Raw genomic sequence first — 16,117 nt, forward strand, 5'->3', positions numbered from 1 at the left:
AAACGGGAATTAATTTAACCATTAATTCCCGTTTTAATTACATCATGATACAAACTAAACAAATAAAAGCTATAATAAAGTAAGATTTGCTAATTTAACCACCAGCCATTTAACCCCTTCATTGACAAAAGCTATTTGTGCTCGCTTATGCTCACCTTCACCATCGATACAAACAATGGTTCCTTCACCAAAACGATTATGTAACACTTTACGACCTAACTTATAACCATCATCAATTTGGCGAGCCTTTTTAGGATAAGCTTTTTTATAGTCACGATATTCGTTTCGATCAGACGATTTGATAGCACCTCGATGGCTGATCTGGTTTAATGCATCCACCGGTAATTCGGATAAAAACCGTGAAGGCAAATTACGCTCTTCACGACCATATAAGCGCCTTATCTCTGCTAATGACAGTGTTAGGCGTTTACGAGCTCGAGTGATACCGACATATGCAAGACGCCTTTCTTCTTCCAGTTTTTCGACATCTTGTGCTGAACGCTGGTCTGGGAATATGCCATCTTCTAATCCAACGATAAACACATTATCGAACTCAAGCCCTTTAGCTGAATGTAGGGTCATCAATTGCACGGAATCTTGTTCATTAACTAAATCTCGGCTTTCTAGTGAAGTGTAAGCTAAAAAAGACTCTAAAACAGTTAATGGTTTACCCGTCTTACTATCTTCAATAACGGTATTTTCAGCAGAATGGTAAAACTGTTCTGCAGCTGATACCAACTCTTCAAGATTTTCTAACCTTGATTGCCCTTTTATACCGGGTTCTTGCTCGTACATCTGTAATATGCCCGATAATTTAATAATAAGATCAAGTTGCTTGTAAATTGGTTGTGATTCTACTTTATCAAAAATAAATTCCATCAAGTCCAAAAAGCGACTCAAACCTAGACATTGTCTTTCGCTCAATGCATTGGTTTGGATTAGCGTTAAACAGGCATCCCACAATGAAATACCATGTTGCTTGGCTACAGTTCTAACTCTATCTAGCGTGATACTACCAATACCGCGTGTTGGAGTATTAATTGCTGCTTCAAACGCCATATCATTATTGTGATCATGTAATAGGCGTAAATAGGCAAGCGCTAATTTTACTTCTTGTCGTTCATAAAAACGAATAGAGCCATAAATTTGGTAAGGTAGTCCCGCTTGTAATAATGTATCTTCAAGTATACGTGATTGCATATTGCTTCGGTACAAAATAGCGCAACTTGAGTAATTGTCACCTTCTTGATGGCGTTTTTTTATTTGATTGGCAACAAACCTTGCTTCATCAACATCGTTGTAACCAACATAAAGCAAAATCTGTTCGCCATCGCCACTTTCTGTCCATAAGTTTTTACCCAATCGCTTGGTATTTTGCGCTATTAACTTATTTGCAGCGTCTAAAATATTACTCGTTGAACGATAATTTTGCTCTAATCGAATAATTTCAGTTTCAGGATAATCATTGATAAATAATTGAAGATTATCCGCATTGGCACCACGCCAACTATAGATAGATTGATCATCATCACCGACAATCATCACATTCGCAGTATTGCCAGTTAATTTTTGTAACAAACGATACTGAATCTTGTTAGTATCTTGAAATTCATCGATTAAAATATTACAAAAACGATGATGACAATACTTCAAGACTTCTTCGTCTCGACAAAGTAGTTCATAGGTTCTTAGAATTAATTCTGAAAAATCAAGATAACCGAGTTTATCACAAATAACTTGGTAATCATGATAAATCGTTTGCCACATGACTTGTTTAGGATCTTCAGGAACAATATCCTCTGCACGAATCCCTTTTTCTTTTTGAGCAGAAATAAAAGCAGCACACTGTTTAGCTGACCACTGTTTTTCATCAATTTTGAGTTCGCGAAAAATCCTCTTGATAAGCCGAACTTGGTCTTCGGTATCAATCAGTTGGAAATTAGGCGGCAGCTTAGCCTGCTCTGAAAACATGCGTAATAACCGATGAGTCAACCCATGGAAGGTACCTACCCACATACCATTAAAATAACTTTCACCAACTAATGCTTGGATACGTTCTTGCATTTCAGCCGCGGCTTTATTGGTAAAAGTAACCGCAAAAATTGAGCCGGAAGAATATTGCTTTTCAATACAAAGCCAAGCAATCCGATGAACTAAAACCCGAGTTTTACCACTTCCTGCACCAGCAAGAACAATGGTGTATTGATTATCAGTGGTGGCAGCATTTTGTTGTTCTGCATTCAGGTCTTTTAATAATGATTTATTCATTTCCATTATATTTGAACCTATTTTAATAATAAAAAATGCTAACAAGCATTAATATTGAAAATGTTAATATTTTCATCATATTCCGAGATGTTTTTGTTGAGCGTGATCAAATAGAATATAAAGGTAATAACAAAGCCATCAAGCGCAACATACCGCACACTCAATAAAGCTTAACTTACCTTTACTTGGATTTACAGTCTATTTATGCAGATAAAGGCAAAATTATAACAGATTATCTAATTCTGGCAATTGAGTTATTTCAATGTGAGGTACACACCTTGCATCATCAAGCTGTAAAATATCACGTTCATAAATATTAATGAAACAAGCTAAAAAACCGTTATTGATGGCACCATTAACATCTGTCAATAAATTATCGCCCACATGTAAGATATGGTGCGATGGAATAGCCAGTTTATGACAGGCCAATTCAAAAATCTCAGGAAAGGGTTTTGAACGCCCGTGTTCACCACCACGTAGTGAAAATTGGAAATAATCGCCCAGACCAATTTGGTTAACATCAACGTTACCATTAGTGATCACAGCCAAAGGGTATTTGGTGGCTAATTTGCTTAATAATATATGGGTTGATTCTGGAACTTGAATCTTATGTCGCCAAAAATTAAAACAAGCAATTGATTCATCAATTACATCTGCAAATTTTTGCACTGGTATGTTAGTTTTACTTAACAACGATTTGATAGTTTGAATTCGCCAAACAATCACATCGTGATAAATTTCAGGATCAGACACAAGCACAGCGTGCTTTTCAGCAAAATATTCCGATATTGTTAGCGTGCGTAATTGTTCATAACCTTGAAGCGTTTTGATCATTTCTTCTTCTGCTTTTTCAACAATCATGCTGTTATCATATAACGTATCATCAAGATCGAAAGTCAATGCTTTAATCGTATTAATAGATCGATAAAAGTTCATCATTTATTTTCCTCTTTTTGCTCGTGGATGCGCTGAATCATAAACTTCTGATAGGTGTGAAAAATCCAAATGAGTATAGACTTGGGTCGTTGATAAATCAGCATGCCCTAGCAACTCTTGGACTGCACGCAAATCTCGACTTGATTCAAGCATATGTGTGGCAAATGAATGGCGTAGTTTATGAGGATGAACATGACTGCTTAAACCTTGTTTAACGCCCCACTGTGCAAATCGTTTTTCAACATTACGTGGTGAAATTCTTCTGCCTAACTTTGAAATAAACAAGGCATCGTCTTGTGGAACAAGACAATCTCTCATAGACAGCCAATGTTTAATCCATTTGATAGATTCTCGACCTAACGGCAGTTTTCGTTCTTTATTACCCTTACCCATTACGCGAATTTCGCCATCGGTAAGATTTAATTTCCGGCAATCAAGGCTAACTAATTCAGAAAGGCGCAATCCTGACCCATACATGATTTCAAGCATTGCTCTATCACGGACTGAAAGTGGATCGTTATAATTGATATCAAGCAACTTATTAATCTCGTCAATATCAATATTTTTAGGTAAATGCTGACCTAATTTTGGATTTAACACTCCGCGAGCAGGGTTAGCTGTAAGGCGCTCATTTTTTACCATCCAATCACAAAAACTACGCAAAGCCGATAGCCTTAATGATAAGCTTCTTGCTTGTAATCCTGTTTGTTTACTGCGACTAATTAACACCCTTACAGCCGACGAATCTAGATCTTGCCACGTTGAAATTTCAGCCTCTTTTGCCAATGAAATAAGCGCATAAAGCTGACGTCGATAATTTATTTGAGTATTTAAACTGAGCTGTTTTTCTGACTTTAAATAATTCAAAAACTGATCAACAGGCAAAGTTAATGTAGCATTACTATTTTCATTAGGCTGAACCATGACATTTCCTTATCTTTTCCGCATAATCCATCGGCTAATTAAAATAGGTAAAATTTCACTCATTTTTTCAAGTAACAATGTACCTTGTCCGGCTTGATAATGTTCTGGATTAGCGCTAGTAAACATTAACAGCCCCAAATCACCAAATTGCCCTAATAAAGATAAAGCTACCGATCCAACATAGCCATGTTCAGGTAATAAAAAATCAAGTTCAGTTGAATTTAGTGTGCCTAAATATTGTTGGCTATACTGTAAATGTCTAACACGAATAAAATCAAATTGTGATGAATTTAAAGCTAAGTGAAGATAATTTGACGGTGCCTTAAGTAGCCATTTATCGTCAAAAAGATATAAATAGGCACCGCTAAGCCCTAACGATTTTGCCCACGTGTTTAATAATACAATTAATTCGCTTAGATCCTGAGCTTTAATCAATTCAATTTGCAGATCCATCAGTTGGCTAAACAACAGCTCGTTAGCACTGGCATGTTCCATCAATAATGAAATCTCGCATTCTAATTGATTAATTTTGTTGCGCTGACGGGCCATGTTCCATTCAGGTAATGAAATAATCCCTCGCACAGGATGAGGTACTCGCATACTCTCAACATACCGTGCATTTCGTATAAAAAAATCAGGATTATCAATAAGATATTGACTCACAATTTCGTCATTTAATTTTACTGATGAACACTGTTGTCGAGCTTTTTTTGCTCTTAAGTTTCGTGTATTTTTACCAACCATATTAACGTCTACTGTATTATTGTGTTATGTTTCTGCTACTTTTGGGCTTTGTTTAATGCGTTGAAGACACAAATAAAAACTTTAATAAAATCAACATCTTTCCTGAACGATTTTTGCCTTGTCATTTTTTATTAACAAATGCTAACATTTATTGGTGATGATATTAAAGTTAAGTCGCAATAAAACCATCATACACATGTGTAGCCGGCCCTGTCATATAAAGTGGTTGATTGCCACCTTTCCATTCAATCAATAATTTACCTCCAGGCAAATTAACATTAACACTTTGATTTAATAACCCTTGATTGATACCAACTGCAACAGCTGCACAGGCACCTGTACCACAAGCTTGTGTTTCGCCAACTCCGCGTTCAAATACTCGTAAGTTAATATTATTGCGATCAATAATATGCATAAACCCAATATTGGCGCGTTCAGGAAAACGTTCATGTTGTTCTAATAGTGGACCAAGCGTTGCAACTTCTGCCGTTACAATATTATCAACTTGAATCACACAGTGAGGATTGCCCATAGATGCAACACCACATAATACAGTCTGTTCTTGAGCTCGAATGATATAGGTTTTTTCTTCTTTAATAGCCTTGAAAGGAATTTTATTCGGTTCAAAAATAGGCACACCCATATTCACACGTACTGTATCATCGTCATTGACGGTTAAAACAATATTACCTTTCATGGTGCTGACTTTTAATACGCGTTTTCGACTCAATCCTTTTAAACGAACAAAACGCGCAAAACAACGCGCTCCATTACCACATTGCTCAACCTCAGAACCATCGGAATTAAAAATACGATAATGGAAATCACTCTCTGGCACATAAGGCGGTTCTACTATAAGGAGCTGATCAAATCCAACGCCTGTATACCTATCTGCCATTCGTTTAATCATTTCAGTCGAGAGATGAACATTTTGCGTCACTGCATCAATAACCATAAAATCATTTCCGAGTCCATGCATTTTTGAAAAGTTCATCGTTAGTTTACCTTCTACTGTAACAGGTTATTATTTATTTTCTTTTTTGTTTCTAGCTTTAAATGTTAAACAGCATCCACTTAAATCTGAAATGTGATTATCATTAAGCAATACAATTTATCCAGATTATAAAACCACTTCACCGCGCCATAAATCTTCGAAAGATTCACGCTCACGGATTAATTTATGCTGTTGTTCATCAATAAGCATCACTTCAGCAGGTCTTGGATGGCTATTGTAATTTGATGCCATACTAAAGCCATAAGCTCCAGCACTACAAATGACCAATAAATCATCCTGCTTAACCGAAAGCTTGCGCTGATAAGCCAATACATCGCTTGATTCACATATTGGCCCAACGACATTGTATACAAAAGATTCATCGCCAGCTTGTGGGTGTTTTTCGGGCAATATATTCATCCAAGCATCGTAAAGTGCTGGACGGATCAAGTCATTCATCCCCGCATCAACAATCGCAAAATGGTTATCATCTTGGTGTTTGGTATATTCTACTTTAGTAATTAACACACCTGAATTAGCAACAATAGATCGTCCTGGCTCAAACAAAATTTCAATATCGGGATAATTAATTAATTTATTTTTCAACTCAGTCACAAGTTGCGATGCTGTCGGAGGTTGTTCACTATCATAGCAAACACCTAAACCGCCGCCTAAATCGATATGTTCAATAATAATGTTATCTGATTGCAATTTATCTACTAAGGCAAGAATACGATCGGCAGCATCAAGAAATGGCGATAATTGAGTTAATTGTGAACCAATATGACAATCAATACCAACAATATTAATATTGGCTAATGATCGTGCCTTTCGGTAAACATCTAAAGCTAACTCGTAGCTAATCCCAAATTTATTTTCGCGTAAACCTGTTGAAATATAAGGATGTGTTTTAGCATCTACATCAGGATTGATTCTTAATGAAATCGGTGCAGTTTTATTTAATCGTTTGGCAACTTCATTAATTCGATACAATTCAGCTTCAGACTCAACATTAAAGCATTTAATACCGACTTCGAGCGCACGTCCAATTTCAACGACTGATTTAGCAACACCAGAAAAGACGATTTTTTTAGGATCAGCACCCGCTTTTAATACTCGTTCTAACTCGCCTTGTGAAACAATATCAAAACCAGCCCCCAGTTTTGCCAGTAAACTTAAAACAGCTAAATTACTATTAGCTTTAACCGCATAACAGACTAAATGCTTATTATTGATCAAAGCTTGTTCATAGGCTAAAAACTGTTTACTTATGTGATCAGCCGAATAAACATATAACGGGGTACCATACTGCTTTGCAAGATCGGCTATCGCTATTTGATTTGCAAATAAATGATCATGTTGATAATTTAAAAAATCCATCGCTTTATTCCATTATGCAATTTTAATCAATATATCGGATTGAATTGAGGCAGTTTTTGTTAGTTGGATTTGTTGCGTTTGTGCCTTTTCAACTGGATGATAAAGTGGGCCCTTTAATCCACATCCCACCAATGCCAAAGTAACGAAAAAGATAGAGAGTGATTTTATAGTTAATTTCATACAACCTTCGCAATTCTTTTCATTTTTTATGATGCTATCTATATTACACGATAGCCATTGCAGTGCAAAGCGCAAATAATCATGGCTAACCAAACAGATATAAAAATGGGTAAACTTATAAAGTTAAAAATTTAAGATTAAAGCCATACATCAATTTACCAAGTAATAAACAATTGAGTAATTAACTGTTTTATAGCAATGAGTTGGATTGATAATAATTTAAAAATATAATTTAAAATCAACACATTAAAGATTACGCATTAATATATTTTTCACGATTTGGTAGCCAGCAATCAACTAATTGCACTGCGCTTTGTGGGTAGTTTTTTTGGATATCATAAGAGGCTTGCTGTACTTCGCTAATCAAATGCTGGTCGCGAATCAGATCAACCACTTTAAAATTAGCCATTCCCATTTGCCGTGTTCCTAAAATTTCACCACCACCTCGAAGTTCAAGATCTTTTTGAGCAATAACAAAACCATCATTACTTTCACGCATTACCTTCATACGTGCTTGGGCAATTTTGCTTAAAGGTGCTTGATACATCAACACACAATGAGACACCGCCGAACCACGTCCGACTCGTCCACGCAACTGATGCAATTGGGCCAAACCTAATCGTTCTGCATTTTCGATAATCATTAAACTAGCGTTAGGTACATCAACACCGACCTCAATGACCGTTGTGGCAACAAGCAATTGAATTTTTCCGGCTTTAAAGTCTTGCATGACGGATTGTTTTAAATCAGATTTCATTTTGCCATGCACTAACGCAATGCTTAAATGAGGTAAACGCGCTTGTAATTCAGCAACCAACATTTCAGCCGCTTGCGCATCAAGCGTTTCGGACTCTTCAACCAAAGTACATACCCAATATACTTGACGATTATCTAAACAAGCCTGATTTACACGTTCAATGATCTCATCACGGCGAGTATTAGGTATAACAACTGTGGTAATCGGCGTTCGTCCCGGTGGTAGTTCATCAATAACTGAAACATCGAGATCGGCATAAACTGTCATGGCTAATGTTCTGGGAATAGGCGTTGCGGTCATAATTAATTGATGTGGATAAAGATGATCTTTAATGCCTTTTTCCCAAAGACTTAAGCGCTGATTAACACCAAAACGATGCTGTTCATCAATAATAACCAAACCTAATGAATTAAATTGCACTTTATCGACAAATACCGCATGCGTTCCAATTAACATGGTAATTTCACCATTTAAAATACGCTCATAACGCTGTCGCTTATTTTTGGCTGTTAAACTCCCTGATAGCCAATCAACAGAAATACCTAGTGGATCAAACCATTGTTTAAAATTGTGATAATGCTGTTCTGCTAATATTTCAGTCGGCGCCATTAACACCACTTGGTTACCGTTTTCAATCGCATTTAATGCCGCTAATGCAGCAACTAATGTTTTGCCAGAGCCCACATCACCTTGAACTAATCGCATCATCGGCACAGGTTTGGTCATATCTTGATAAATATCTTGCACAACTCGTTGTTGAGCACGAGTTGGGGTAAAGGGCAATGATGATAAAAACGGTTTAATCAAGCGTTGATTTGGAAAAAATTGATGCGATTGCTGGTTTTGGTTATGTTTTTTTATCATCAACATACTCAAATGATACGCAAGCAATTCTTCAAAGATAAATCGTTTAATCGCAGGGTGTTCTCCCGATTCTAACTGCGCTATTTGGGTATCAATCGGTGGGTTATGAATAGTATTTAAACAATCTAATGCTGACAAAAAATGACAAGCTAGTTGTGGTGGTAAAATTTCGTCTGGAGGATTATTTTTCAAAAACAATAATGCCGTCATAATCGACCGTCGAATCACTGTTTGAGATAATCCATAGGTGGTTGAATAAATAGGCGTATATTTTTCTTGATCATCATTTAAAGTGGTATTTTTATCATCCCGATTGGTTTTAAGTTTAAATTGAGGATGAATAATTTCAAGGTGGTTTTTTCCGCGTTTTATTTCACCATAAGCACTGACCCATTTTCCTTTTATTAACGAAGCTTTCATACCCGCAGTAAAATGCATAAATCGTAATAAAGCAATGCCTGAATGGTCTTGAACATAGCAAACGAGCATTTTCCGACGGCTAAATGTCACTTCGCTTTTGACAATCACACCTTCGATTGTCGTAAATTCACCGATAACGGCATCACCAATAGCACAAGACGAAGTGCGATCTTCATAGCGTAAAGGGAAATGCAATAGCAGATCTTTGGCGGTATAAATACCTAATGTATTGAATTTTTTTTCTAAACTTGCACCAATCCCCATTAATTTTATTAATGGCAAATGGTCTAGAAAACGATTTATCATAATGACTAATTTATATTTCGTATAACACTTACTACATCAGGTTGAAGTGATATTTTACGAATTAATTCATTAAGTTGTTGAGTATTGTTTACTTCTATCTGTAAGATAACAGTATAAATTTGCCTATCTTTTTCTTCAGTATTTAGCCATTGCAAATGAGTATTGTCATCATTAATAATCGAAAGAATATGAGCTAAAGAACCTTGAGTATTTAAAATATCGACCCAAATTTCAGCAACAAAGCGTTGAGAAATATCTGGTGCCCATTTGAGCGAGATGTATTTTTCTGGGTTATTTTGATAACCAGTAATATTGCGACAAGATTCATGATGCACTGTCAATCCCTTTTCAGGGCTAACATGCCCAACAATAGGATCATTGGGAATAGGATGACAGCACTTAGAAAATGTCACCAAAACGCCTTCGCTACCAGTGATAACAAGTGTTTTATTTTGCTCTGATTTACTTTGTAACAGCGATTTATGTTCTAAACCTTTAGCAATAAAATGACTCATAATATTGCCTAGCCCTATTTCGGCTAAGACGTCATCAAAAGTGGGTAATTGTGCTAATTCAACCGCTCGAGCTTTTTGACTCGATGATAGCCCACTAATACCGCCAGATTTAACTAACGAAAGATTAAGTAAACGTCGGCCTAGTTCAATGGCATCTTCACGTTTAAGTGTTTTTAGCGCATGACGAATACGCAACTTTGCTTTAGCACTCACTACAAAATTCAGCCAATTGGCATTAGGTCGCCCTTCTGGTGAGGTAATAATTTCGACCGTCTGCCCACTGCTTAATGGCTGTGATAGTGGATAAGGTTTACGATCAACAATCGCGCCAATACATTGATAACCAATATCTGAATGAACCGCATAAGCAAGATCAACCGCAGTCGCCCCTTCAGGTAACTGAACAATACGGCCTTTAGGAGTAAAAACGTAAATCTCTTTAGGAAATAAGTCTGATTTTACGTTTTCGATAAATTCAAAAGAGTTCCCTACACTTTGTTGTAGTTCTAGCAGGCTTTGCATCCAACGCTGTGCTTTAATTTGCGTTGTAGTATTGTTTAATTCGTCAGTTTCGTTATATACCCAATGCGCAGCAACGCCCATTTCGGCCATTTGATCCATATCTTCTGTACGAATTTGCACTTCAACGGGGGTTCCGTGTGGACCAATTAACGATGAATGTAACGACTGGTAACCATTCGCTTTAGGAATTGCTATATAGTCTTTAAAGCGATTAAGCCGTGGTTTATATAAATTATGTACCAGCCCAAGCGCACGATAGCAGGCATCCACATCTTTAACCACAATTCTAAAAGTGTAAATATCCATAATGGAATGAAACTGCTGCTCGCGCAGTTTCATCTTTTGATAAATCACATAAATATTTTTTTCAATACCTGTCACTTTTGCATCAATATAAGCATCGAGTAATCGCTGTTTTATTTCAGACAAAATCTGTTGAATAAGCTCTTTTCGGGTATTACGCGCTGTTTTAACCACTTTTTCAATCACTTTAGCGCGATTAGGATGCATTGCTGTAAAGCCCAAAATCTCAAGTTCAGTTTTAATATGATGAATACCTAAACGATGAGCCAAAGGAGCATAAATTTCGAGAGTTTCTTTAGCAATGCGGCGGCGTTTGTCAGGCCTTAAAGCCTCCAATGTGCGCATATTATGAGTACGATCGGCAAGTTTAATTAAAATAACGCGCACATCTTCGGTCATGGCGAGCACCATTTTTCGAAAATTTTCGGCTTGTGCCTCTTGTCTGTTACGGAATTTTAATTTATCAAGTTTAGAGACACCTTCTACTAAAACGGCGACATGATTACCAAATTTGTTTGTAATATCTTGAAAAGTGACTGGAGTATCTTCAATAGTGTCATGTAAAAGTGCGGCAATAATGGTTTCATAATCAAGCCGCATTTCAGCTAAATTTGTTGCCACTGCAACAGGGTGAGTGATATAAGGTTCACCACTACATCGGAATTGCCCTTCATGAGCATTTTTAGCAAAAAGATAAGCATCTTGTATCAATTCGACTTGTTTAGGAGGAAGATAAGATGCTACAAGCTCTTTTAAGCTATCAAAATATTGCATAAGCAATTCCTGTCAAGCTAAACTTATTCGTACGATGGCGTATTTTCGAGAAGAATCGACTCATGAAGCGTTGCACGCACTTCTGCTTCTTCATCTTGGCGTGCTTGGAAATCGGCAACATCAAGAATTTGCTTATTTACAAGACCTTCTTCAATTTCACGCAAAGCAACAACCGTTTCTTTGTCGTTTTCTTCCGGAACCAGTGGTGATTTATTTTCAACTTGTAGTTGACGAGCGCGTCTTGCTGCTACAATAACGAGATCAAAGCGATTACCAATTTTTTCTACTGCATCTTGAACAGTTACACGTGCCATTTTTACCTCTAAAATTGTTTACTAAAATGCTTCATTTGAAAGATCTAGTATTCTACTTAAATTTGTAGGGTATTGTCTATATTAATATTGGCTGATCTATCGAAATCAAGGGATATTTAGATAAATAAAAAAAACAAATCTGTCATATTTAATCACCCATTATGATAACTGGTCATATTCATCGTCAATCTTATTATCCATATGCTCCTTACTTTGAACCAATCTAACCGCAAAATAAAGATCATAAGCGAACTCAACATATTCTTCATCAAGCCTAATATTCATTTTTTTAAACCAGTTTTTCAGCGTTTTACGTCGACCGGATAAAATTAGAATAATGTTTCTTACTTTTAAAGACTTCACCAACTCATCAATTCCCGAAAGCACACTAACATCTTTATAAGTAAAACAAGGAATTGCATCAACAATCACATAGTGTATAGGCTCTTGAGCTTCATCAACATAACTAATAATTCTTCGTTTAAAATACGCAATATTAAAATACGTCAATGGAGAATTAAATCGATAAATCATAGTATTACTGAGCGGCTTTACATCTTGGCTTATTGAATGAATTCGACCACTTTCATCTACGCCTAGCAATTGATCGTTTGGCCTAAATACACGACGTAAAAACAAAAATAGCCCTAATAATACTGCTAACGCCATACCTGGAATAATACCGATAACCAGTACTGATACAAGTGTTGTCAAACTTAAATAAAATGCATCCCGATCAAATTTAAAAAAACGGATAATTGTTTGAAAATTGATTAACGAAATTGAAGAATAAATTAAAATCACCCCTAACACGCAAGTTGGAATAAATTGTAAAGGTGAAAGAAAAAACAACACAACTAGACCAATTAACATTGCGGCAATAATCGAAACGAGCTGAGTTTTCCCCCCATTGGCATCATTCACAGCGGTTCTTGATGACGTACCACTAACCACAAAACCTTGTGATAACCCAGCTACAATATTGGCAATACCCAATGCTTTAAATTCAACATCAGCATTTGTTTCATAATTATTTTTGGATGCAAAACTGCGCACAGTTATCATCATGCTCACAAAACAGATGATGGCAATATTAAGTGAAGGAACAACTAAATCACGCATTAAACCTTTATCAAAATCAAGCCATGATTCGGCTGGAATAAAATCACTACTCACATTACCAATAATCCGAATATTAAAGTGATCAAAATTAAACAGCCATGAAAAAAACGTCATCACAATAACGGCTAACAGCGGCGCTGGATATTGAGGCTTTAAACGCTTTAAAACAATTAAAATTAATAACGTAAAAAATGAAACCAGTGCAGTACCTATATGGATTTGTAGTATTTTAAAGGGGAAATACACAATTCGCTCAATCAAATAAGAATAATCATAACTAAAGCCCAATGTTTTAGCCAACTGATCAACCATAATGGTGATTGAAATACCATTTAGTAAACCAATTAAAATAGGCTGACTAAGCAAGTCGGCCAAGGCTCCTAAATGCAACTTTCCTGCGATGATACACCAAATACCTATCATGATTGTTAATATCACAACTAATTGCCAACGCAATATTGGATCATTTGCCGCTAACGGTAATACAACAGCCGCAACCACTGCACAAGTAGCCGTATCAGGCCCCACAATCAGTTGTTTAGAAGAACCAAAAAGCGCATACACAATTAAAGGCAAAATGGTCGAATATAGTCCAGCTATAGCACCAACGCCAGTCAATTCAGCATAAGCAATTGACACAGGTAATGAAACAGCGGCAACCGATAGACCAGCCTTAATGTCAAAACCTAAATACTCGCGTTTATACTGTAATAAACTGCTTAACCCTGGCATCCATGAAGTTATTTTTTGAAAAAAAGCACTGTGAAAAAATCTGCCCATACTGATCCTTATTTTCCGGCTATGCTCATATTATCAATCAAAATTGATCCACATTGGATATTCGTTCTTGTCTCAATATCATTACCGATTGCCACAATGTTCTTATAGATATTTTTAAGATTACCAGCAATGGTAATTTCGTTAACTGGATATTGAATTTGACCATTTTCAACCCAAAAACCAGTAGCACCACGCGAATAATCACCAGTCACACTATTAACACCTTGCCCCATTAACGAAGTTATAACAACACCTTTATCCAATTTTTTAAGCATATCATCAAAACCCGCATTATTTTGGCTTGGTGATACAAACCAATTATGAATTCCACCTGCATGCCCAGTCGATGTTAAACCCAATTTACGCGCAGAATAATTCCCTAACAAATAAGTCTGCAACACGCCTTGCTCAACAATATTACGTTGAACTGTTTTAGTACCTTCGCTATCAAAAGGTGATGACCCAATACCTTTTAGAATATGAGGATCTTCATAAATGGTTAGCCAGTTAGGAAAAACAGTTTGCCCAACACTGTTTAATAAAAACGAGGATTTACGATAAATTGCCCCGCCACTTATAGCGCCCACTAAATGCCTAATCAGCCCAACGGCAACTTCCGCACTAAATAGCACTGGTGCTTGCATGGTTGGGAGTTGCTTAGCGCCTAAATGTGAAATCGCTCTGTCGGCCGCCTGCCTACCAACCCAATTTGCTGATTTTAGCTCACTAAAATCGCGTGATGAAGTATAAGCATAATTACTTTCCATCTGCCCTGCTTGTTCAGCAATGACAGAACATGAAAGTGAATGTGAACTTGCGCAATAACCTTGTAACATCCCTAAACTATTACCGTACACATAAACACCATAGCGACTACTAAAATAACCGCCATCAGTATTAATTAATTTTGAATGATTGAGCGCGGTTAACTCGGCTTGTTTGGCCTGCTCAATAGCGTTATCGACATTCAAATCACTTGGGTAAAATAAATCTAAATCAGGTGGATTAAATGCCATTTGGCTTGCATCCCCTAAACCAGAACAAGGATCGGGCGAGGTATATTGCATAATATTAATTGCCATATCCACCGTTTGCGAAATAGCCTGTTCGGATAAATCATTGGTTGACGCACTGCCTTTACTTTGATTTTGATAAACAGTTATAGATAGCGCACCATCACTATTAAACTCAACATTTTCAGTTTCGCCTAGACGCGTGCTTACACTAATACCTGTTGATTGATTAATTGATACCTCAACAGCATCAACACGTGATTTTGCTTGATTAATAGCATTAGCGACAATGGCTGATAAATGTTCTTTTTGCTTTAAGGCTTCTTTTTTATTCTGTTCAATGCTCATTTTATTATTTTCTACAATTCTGCTAGTGATACGTTATAATAAGCCAGAATTAAATATTAGTTAACAAAAGAAATAATATGAATCACAATCAAGAGACAAACCTAGAACCCAACTTTGCTATTGACAATGAAGACGAGGAAATCATTTACGTTAGCAAAAGTGAAATTAAACGCGATGCCGAAGCCCTCAAAAAATTAGGTATTGAACTTGTCAATTTAAGTAAAAACGAACTAGAAAAAATCCCTCTGGATGAAGATCTTATTTATGCTATTGAACTTGCGCAGAAAATAAAAAAAGAAGGATATCGCAGACAAATTCAATACATTGGTAAACTGTTACGTAGCCGTGACATTGAACCTATCAGCCAAGCGCTTGATAAACTGAAAAATCGACACAATCAGCAAATTGCCCTATTTCATAAACTCGAAAAGCTACGCGATGACCTGATCACAACTGGCGATGCTGAAACCATTATGGACTTATATCCAACAGCCGATCGCCAGCAACTTCGCACCTTAGCTCGTTTAGCTAAAAAAGAGCAAGAAGCCAATAAACCCGTCAAATCGGCAAGGCAAATTTTTCAATATTTAAAAGAATTGAGCGATACAGAATAATCTTTATAATGTGCCGCTTATTGTTAATAACAAACACTA

General features: G+C 36.5%; 13 protein-coding genes. 1 reads left to right on the forward strand and 12 read right to left on the reverse strand.

All coding sequences use genetic code 11. The features are described 5' to 3' along the window. Positions 1 to 69: 69 nt before the first annotated feature. The 12 genes from uvrD to pmbA all read right to left on the reverse strand — a co-directional run bounded on the left by uvrD (position 70) and on the right by pmbA (position 15,464). Entirely contained in the window at positions 70 to 2,268 is a 2,199-nt protein-coding gene (gene uvrD, locus GYX25_RS04950) for a DNA helicase II (protein ID WP_174787036.1), read from the reverse strand. Between the two features lie 222 nt (positions 2,269 to 2,490). Then, the gene (gene yigB, locus GYX25_RS04955) at positions 2,491 to 3,207 is read right to left on the reverse strand and encodes a 5-amino-6-(5-phospho-D-ribitylamino)uracil phosphatase YigB (protein WP_174786857.1); all 717 of its coding nucleotides are present in this window, start codon (positions 3,205 to 3,207) and stop codon (positions 2,491 to 2,493) included. Beyond that, positions 3,208 to 4,128 (reverse strand): tyrosine recombinase XerC, encoded by a 921-nt coding sequence (gene xerC / locus GYX25_RS04960; RefSeq protein WP_091345912.1) that lies wholly within the window; start codon positions 4,126 to 4,128, stop codon positions 3,208 to 3,210. 9 nt (positions 4,129 to 4,137) lie between these two features. Further along, entirely contained in the window at positions 4,138 to 4,872 is a 735-nt protein-coding gene (locus GYX25_RS04965) for a DUF484 family protein (protein ID WP_174786858.1), read from the reverse strand. A 169-nt stretch (positions 4,873 to 5,041) separates the two neighbouring features. Continuing rightward, a complete protein-coding gene (dapF, locus tag GYX25_RS04970) occupies positions 5,042 to 5,866 on the reverse strand; it encodes a diaminopimelate epimerase (protein ID WP_091345918.1) in 825 nt (274 codons plus the stop codon). A 126-nt stretch (positions 5,867 to 5,992) separates the two neighbouring features. Continuing rightward, on the reverse strand, positions 5,993 to 7,246 hold the full coding sequence (lysA, locus tag GYX25_RS04975; protein WP_174786859.1) for a diaminopimelate decarboxylase: 1,254 nt from the start codon (positions 7,244 to 7,246) through the stop codon (positions 5,993 to 5,995). A gap of 12 nt (positions 7,247 to 7,258) precedes the next feature. Next, positions 7,259 to 7,426, reverse strand: a complete 168-nt coding sequence (gene lptM, locus GYX25_RS04980; protein ID WP_091345922.1) for an LPS translocon maturation chaperone LptM — start codon at positions 7,424 to 7,426, stop codon at positions 7,259 to 7,261. Positions 7,427 to 7,679: 253 nt separating this feature from the next. Continuing rightward, complete coding sequence (gene recG, locus GYX25_RS04985) at positions 7,680 to 9,773, reverse strand: ATP-dependent DNA helicase RecG (RefSeq protein ID WP_174786860.1); 2,094 nt, start codon at positions 9,771 to 9,773, stop codon at positions 7,680 to 7,682. Positions 9,774 to 9,778: 5 nt separating this feature from the next. Then, the gene (gene spoT / locus GYX25_RS04990; RefSeq protein ID WP_091345927.1) at positions 9,779 to 11,887 is read right to left on the reverse strand and encodes a bifunctional GTP diphosphokinase/guanosine-3',5'-bis pyrophosphate 3'-pyrophosphohydrolase; all 2,109 of its coding nucleotides are present in this window, start codon (positions 11,885 to 11,887) and stop codon (positions 9,779 to 9,781) included. 23 nt (positions 11,888 to 11,910) lie between these two features. Further along, on the reverse strand, positions 11,911 to 12,201 hold the full coding sequence (gene rpoZ, locus GYX25_RS04995) for a DNA-directed RNA polymerase subunit omega (protein WP_091345929.1): 291 nt from the start codon (positions 12,199 to 12,201) through the stop codon (positions 11,911 to 11,913). Positions 12,202 to 12,360: 159 nt separating this feature from the next. Then, the gene (locus GYX25_RS05000) at positions 12,361 to 14,103 is read right to left on the reverse strand and encodes a SulP family inorganic anion transporter (protein WP_202983819.1); all 1,743 of its coding nucleotides are present in this window, start codon (positions 14,101 to 14,103) and stop codon (positions 12,361 to 12,363) included. 8 nt (positions 14,104 to 14,111) lie between these two features. Then, positions 14,112 to 15,464, reverse strand: a complete 1,353-nt coding sequence (pmbA, locus tag GYX25_RS05005; protein ID WP_091345932.1) for a metalloprotease PmbA — start codon at positions 15,462 to 15,464, stop codon at positions 14,112 to 14,114. A gap of 77 nt (positions 15,465 to 15,541) precedes the next feature. Between pmbA and yjgA the strand changes: the two genes are divergently transcribed. Beyond that, positions 15,542 to 16,078 (forward strand): ribosome biogenesis factor YjgA, encoded by a 537-nt coding sequence (gene yjgA / locus GYX25_RS05010; protein ID WP_091345934.1) that lies wholly within the window; start codon positions 15,542 to 15,544, stop codon positions 16,076 to 16,078. The last annotated feature ends 39 nt before the right edge of the window (positions 16,079 to 16,117 follow it).

The organism is Gilliamella sp. ESL0254 (assembly GCF_013344985.1).
GTDB lineage: Bacteria > Pseudomonadota > Gammaproteobacteria > Enterobacterales > Orbaceae > Gilliamella > Gilliamella bombicola.

What these genes read in the sequence shown, in the direction of transcription:
- lysA (WP_174786859.1), bottom strand. Translation starts at nt 7,246, where the DNA reads ATGGATTTTTTAAATTATCAACATGATCATTTATTTGCAAATCAAATA.
- rpoZ (WP_091345929.1), bottom strand. Translation starts at nt 12,201, where the DNA reads ATGGCACGTGTAACTGTTCAAGATGCAGTAGAAAAAATTGGTAATCGC.
- GYX25_RS05000 (WP_202983819.1), bottom strand. Translation starts at nt 14,103, where the DNA reads ATGGGCAGATTTTTTCACAGTGCTTTTTTTCAAAAAATAACTTCATGG.
- recG (WP_174786860.1), bottom strand. Translation starts at nt 9,773, where the DNA reads ATGATAAATCGTTTTCTAGACCATTTGCCATTAATAAAATTAATGGGG.
- yigB (WP_174786857.1), bottom strand. Translation starts at nt 3,207, where the DNA reads ATGATGAACTTTTATCGATCTATTAATACGATTAAAGCATTGACTTTC.
- pmbA (WP_091345932.1), bottom strand. Translation starts at nt 15,464, where the DNA reads ATGAGCATTGAACAGAATAAAAAAGAAGCCTTAAAGCAAAAAGAACAT.
- yjgA (WP_091345934.1), top strand. Translation starts at nt 15,542, where the DNA reads ATGAATCACAATCAAGAGACAAACCTAGAACCCAACTTTGCTATTGAC.
- lptM (WP_091345922.1), bottom strand. Translation starts at nt 7,426, where the DNA reads ATGAAATTAACTATAAAATCACTCTCTATCTTTTTCGTTACTTTGGCA.
- spoT (WP_091345927.1), bottom strand. Translation starts at nt 11,887, where the DNA reads ATGCAATATTTTGATAGCTTAAAAGAGCTTGTAGCATCTTATCTTCCT.
- dapF (WP_091345918.1), bottom strand. Translation starts at nt 5,866, where the DNA reads ATGAACTTTTCAAAAATGCATGGACTCGGAAATGATTTTATGGTTATT.
- uvrD (WP_174787036.1), bottom strand. Translation starts at nt 2,268, where the DNA reads ATGAATAAATCATTATTAAAAGACCTGAATGCAGAACAACAAAATGCT.
- xerC (WP_091345912.1), bottom strand. Translation starts at nt 4,128, where the DNA reads ATGGTTCAGCCTAATGAAAATAGTAATGCTACATTAACTTTGCCTGTT.
- GYX25_RS04965 (WP_174786858.1), bottom strand. Translation starts at nt 4,872, where the DNA reads ATGGTTGGTAAAAATACACGAAACTTAAGAGCAAAAAAAGCTCGACAA.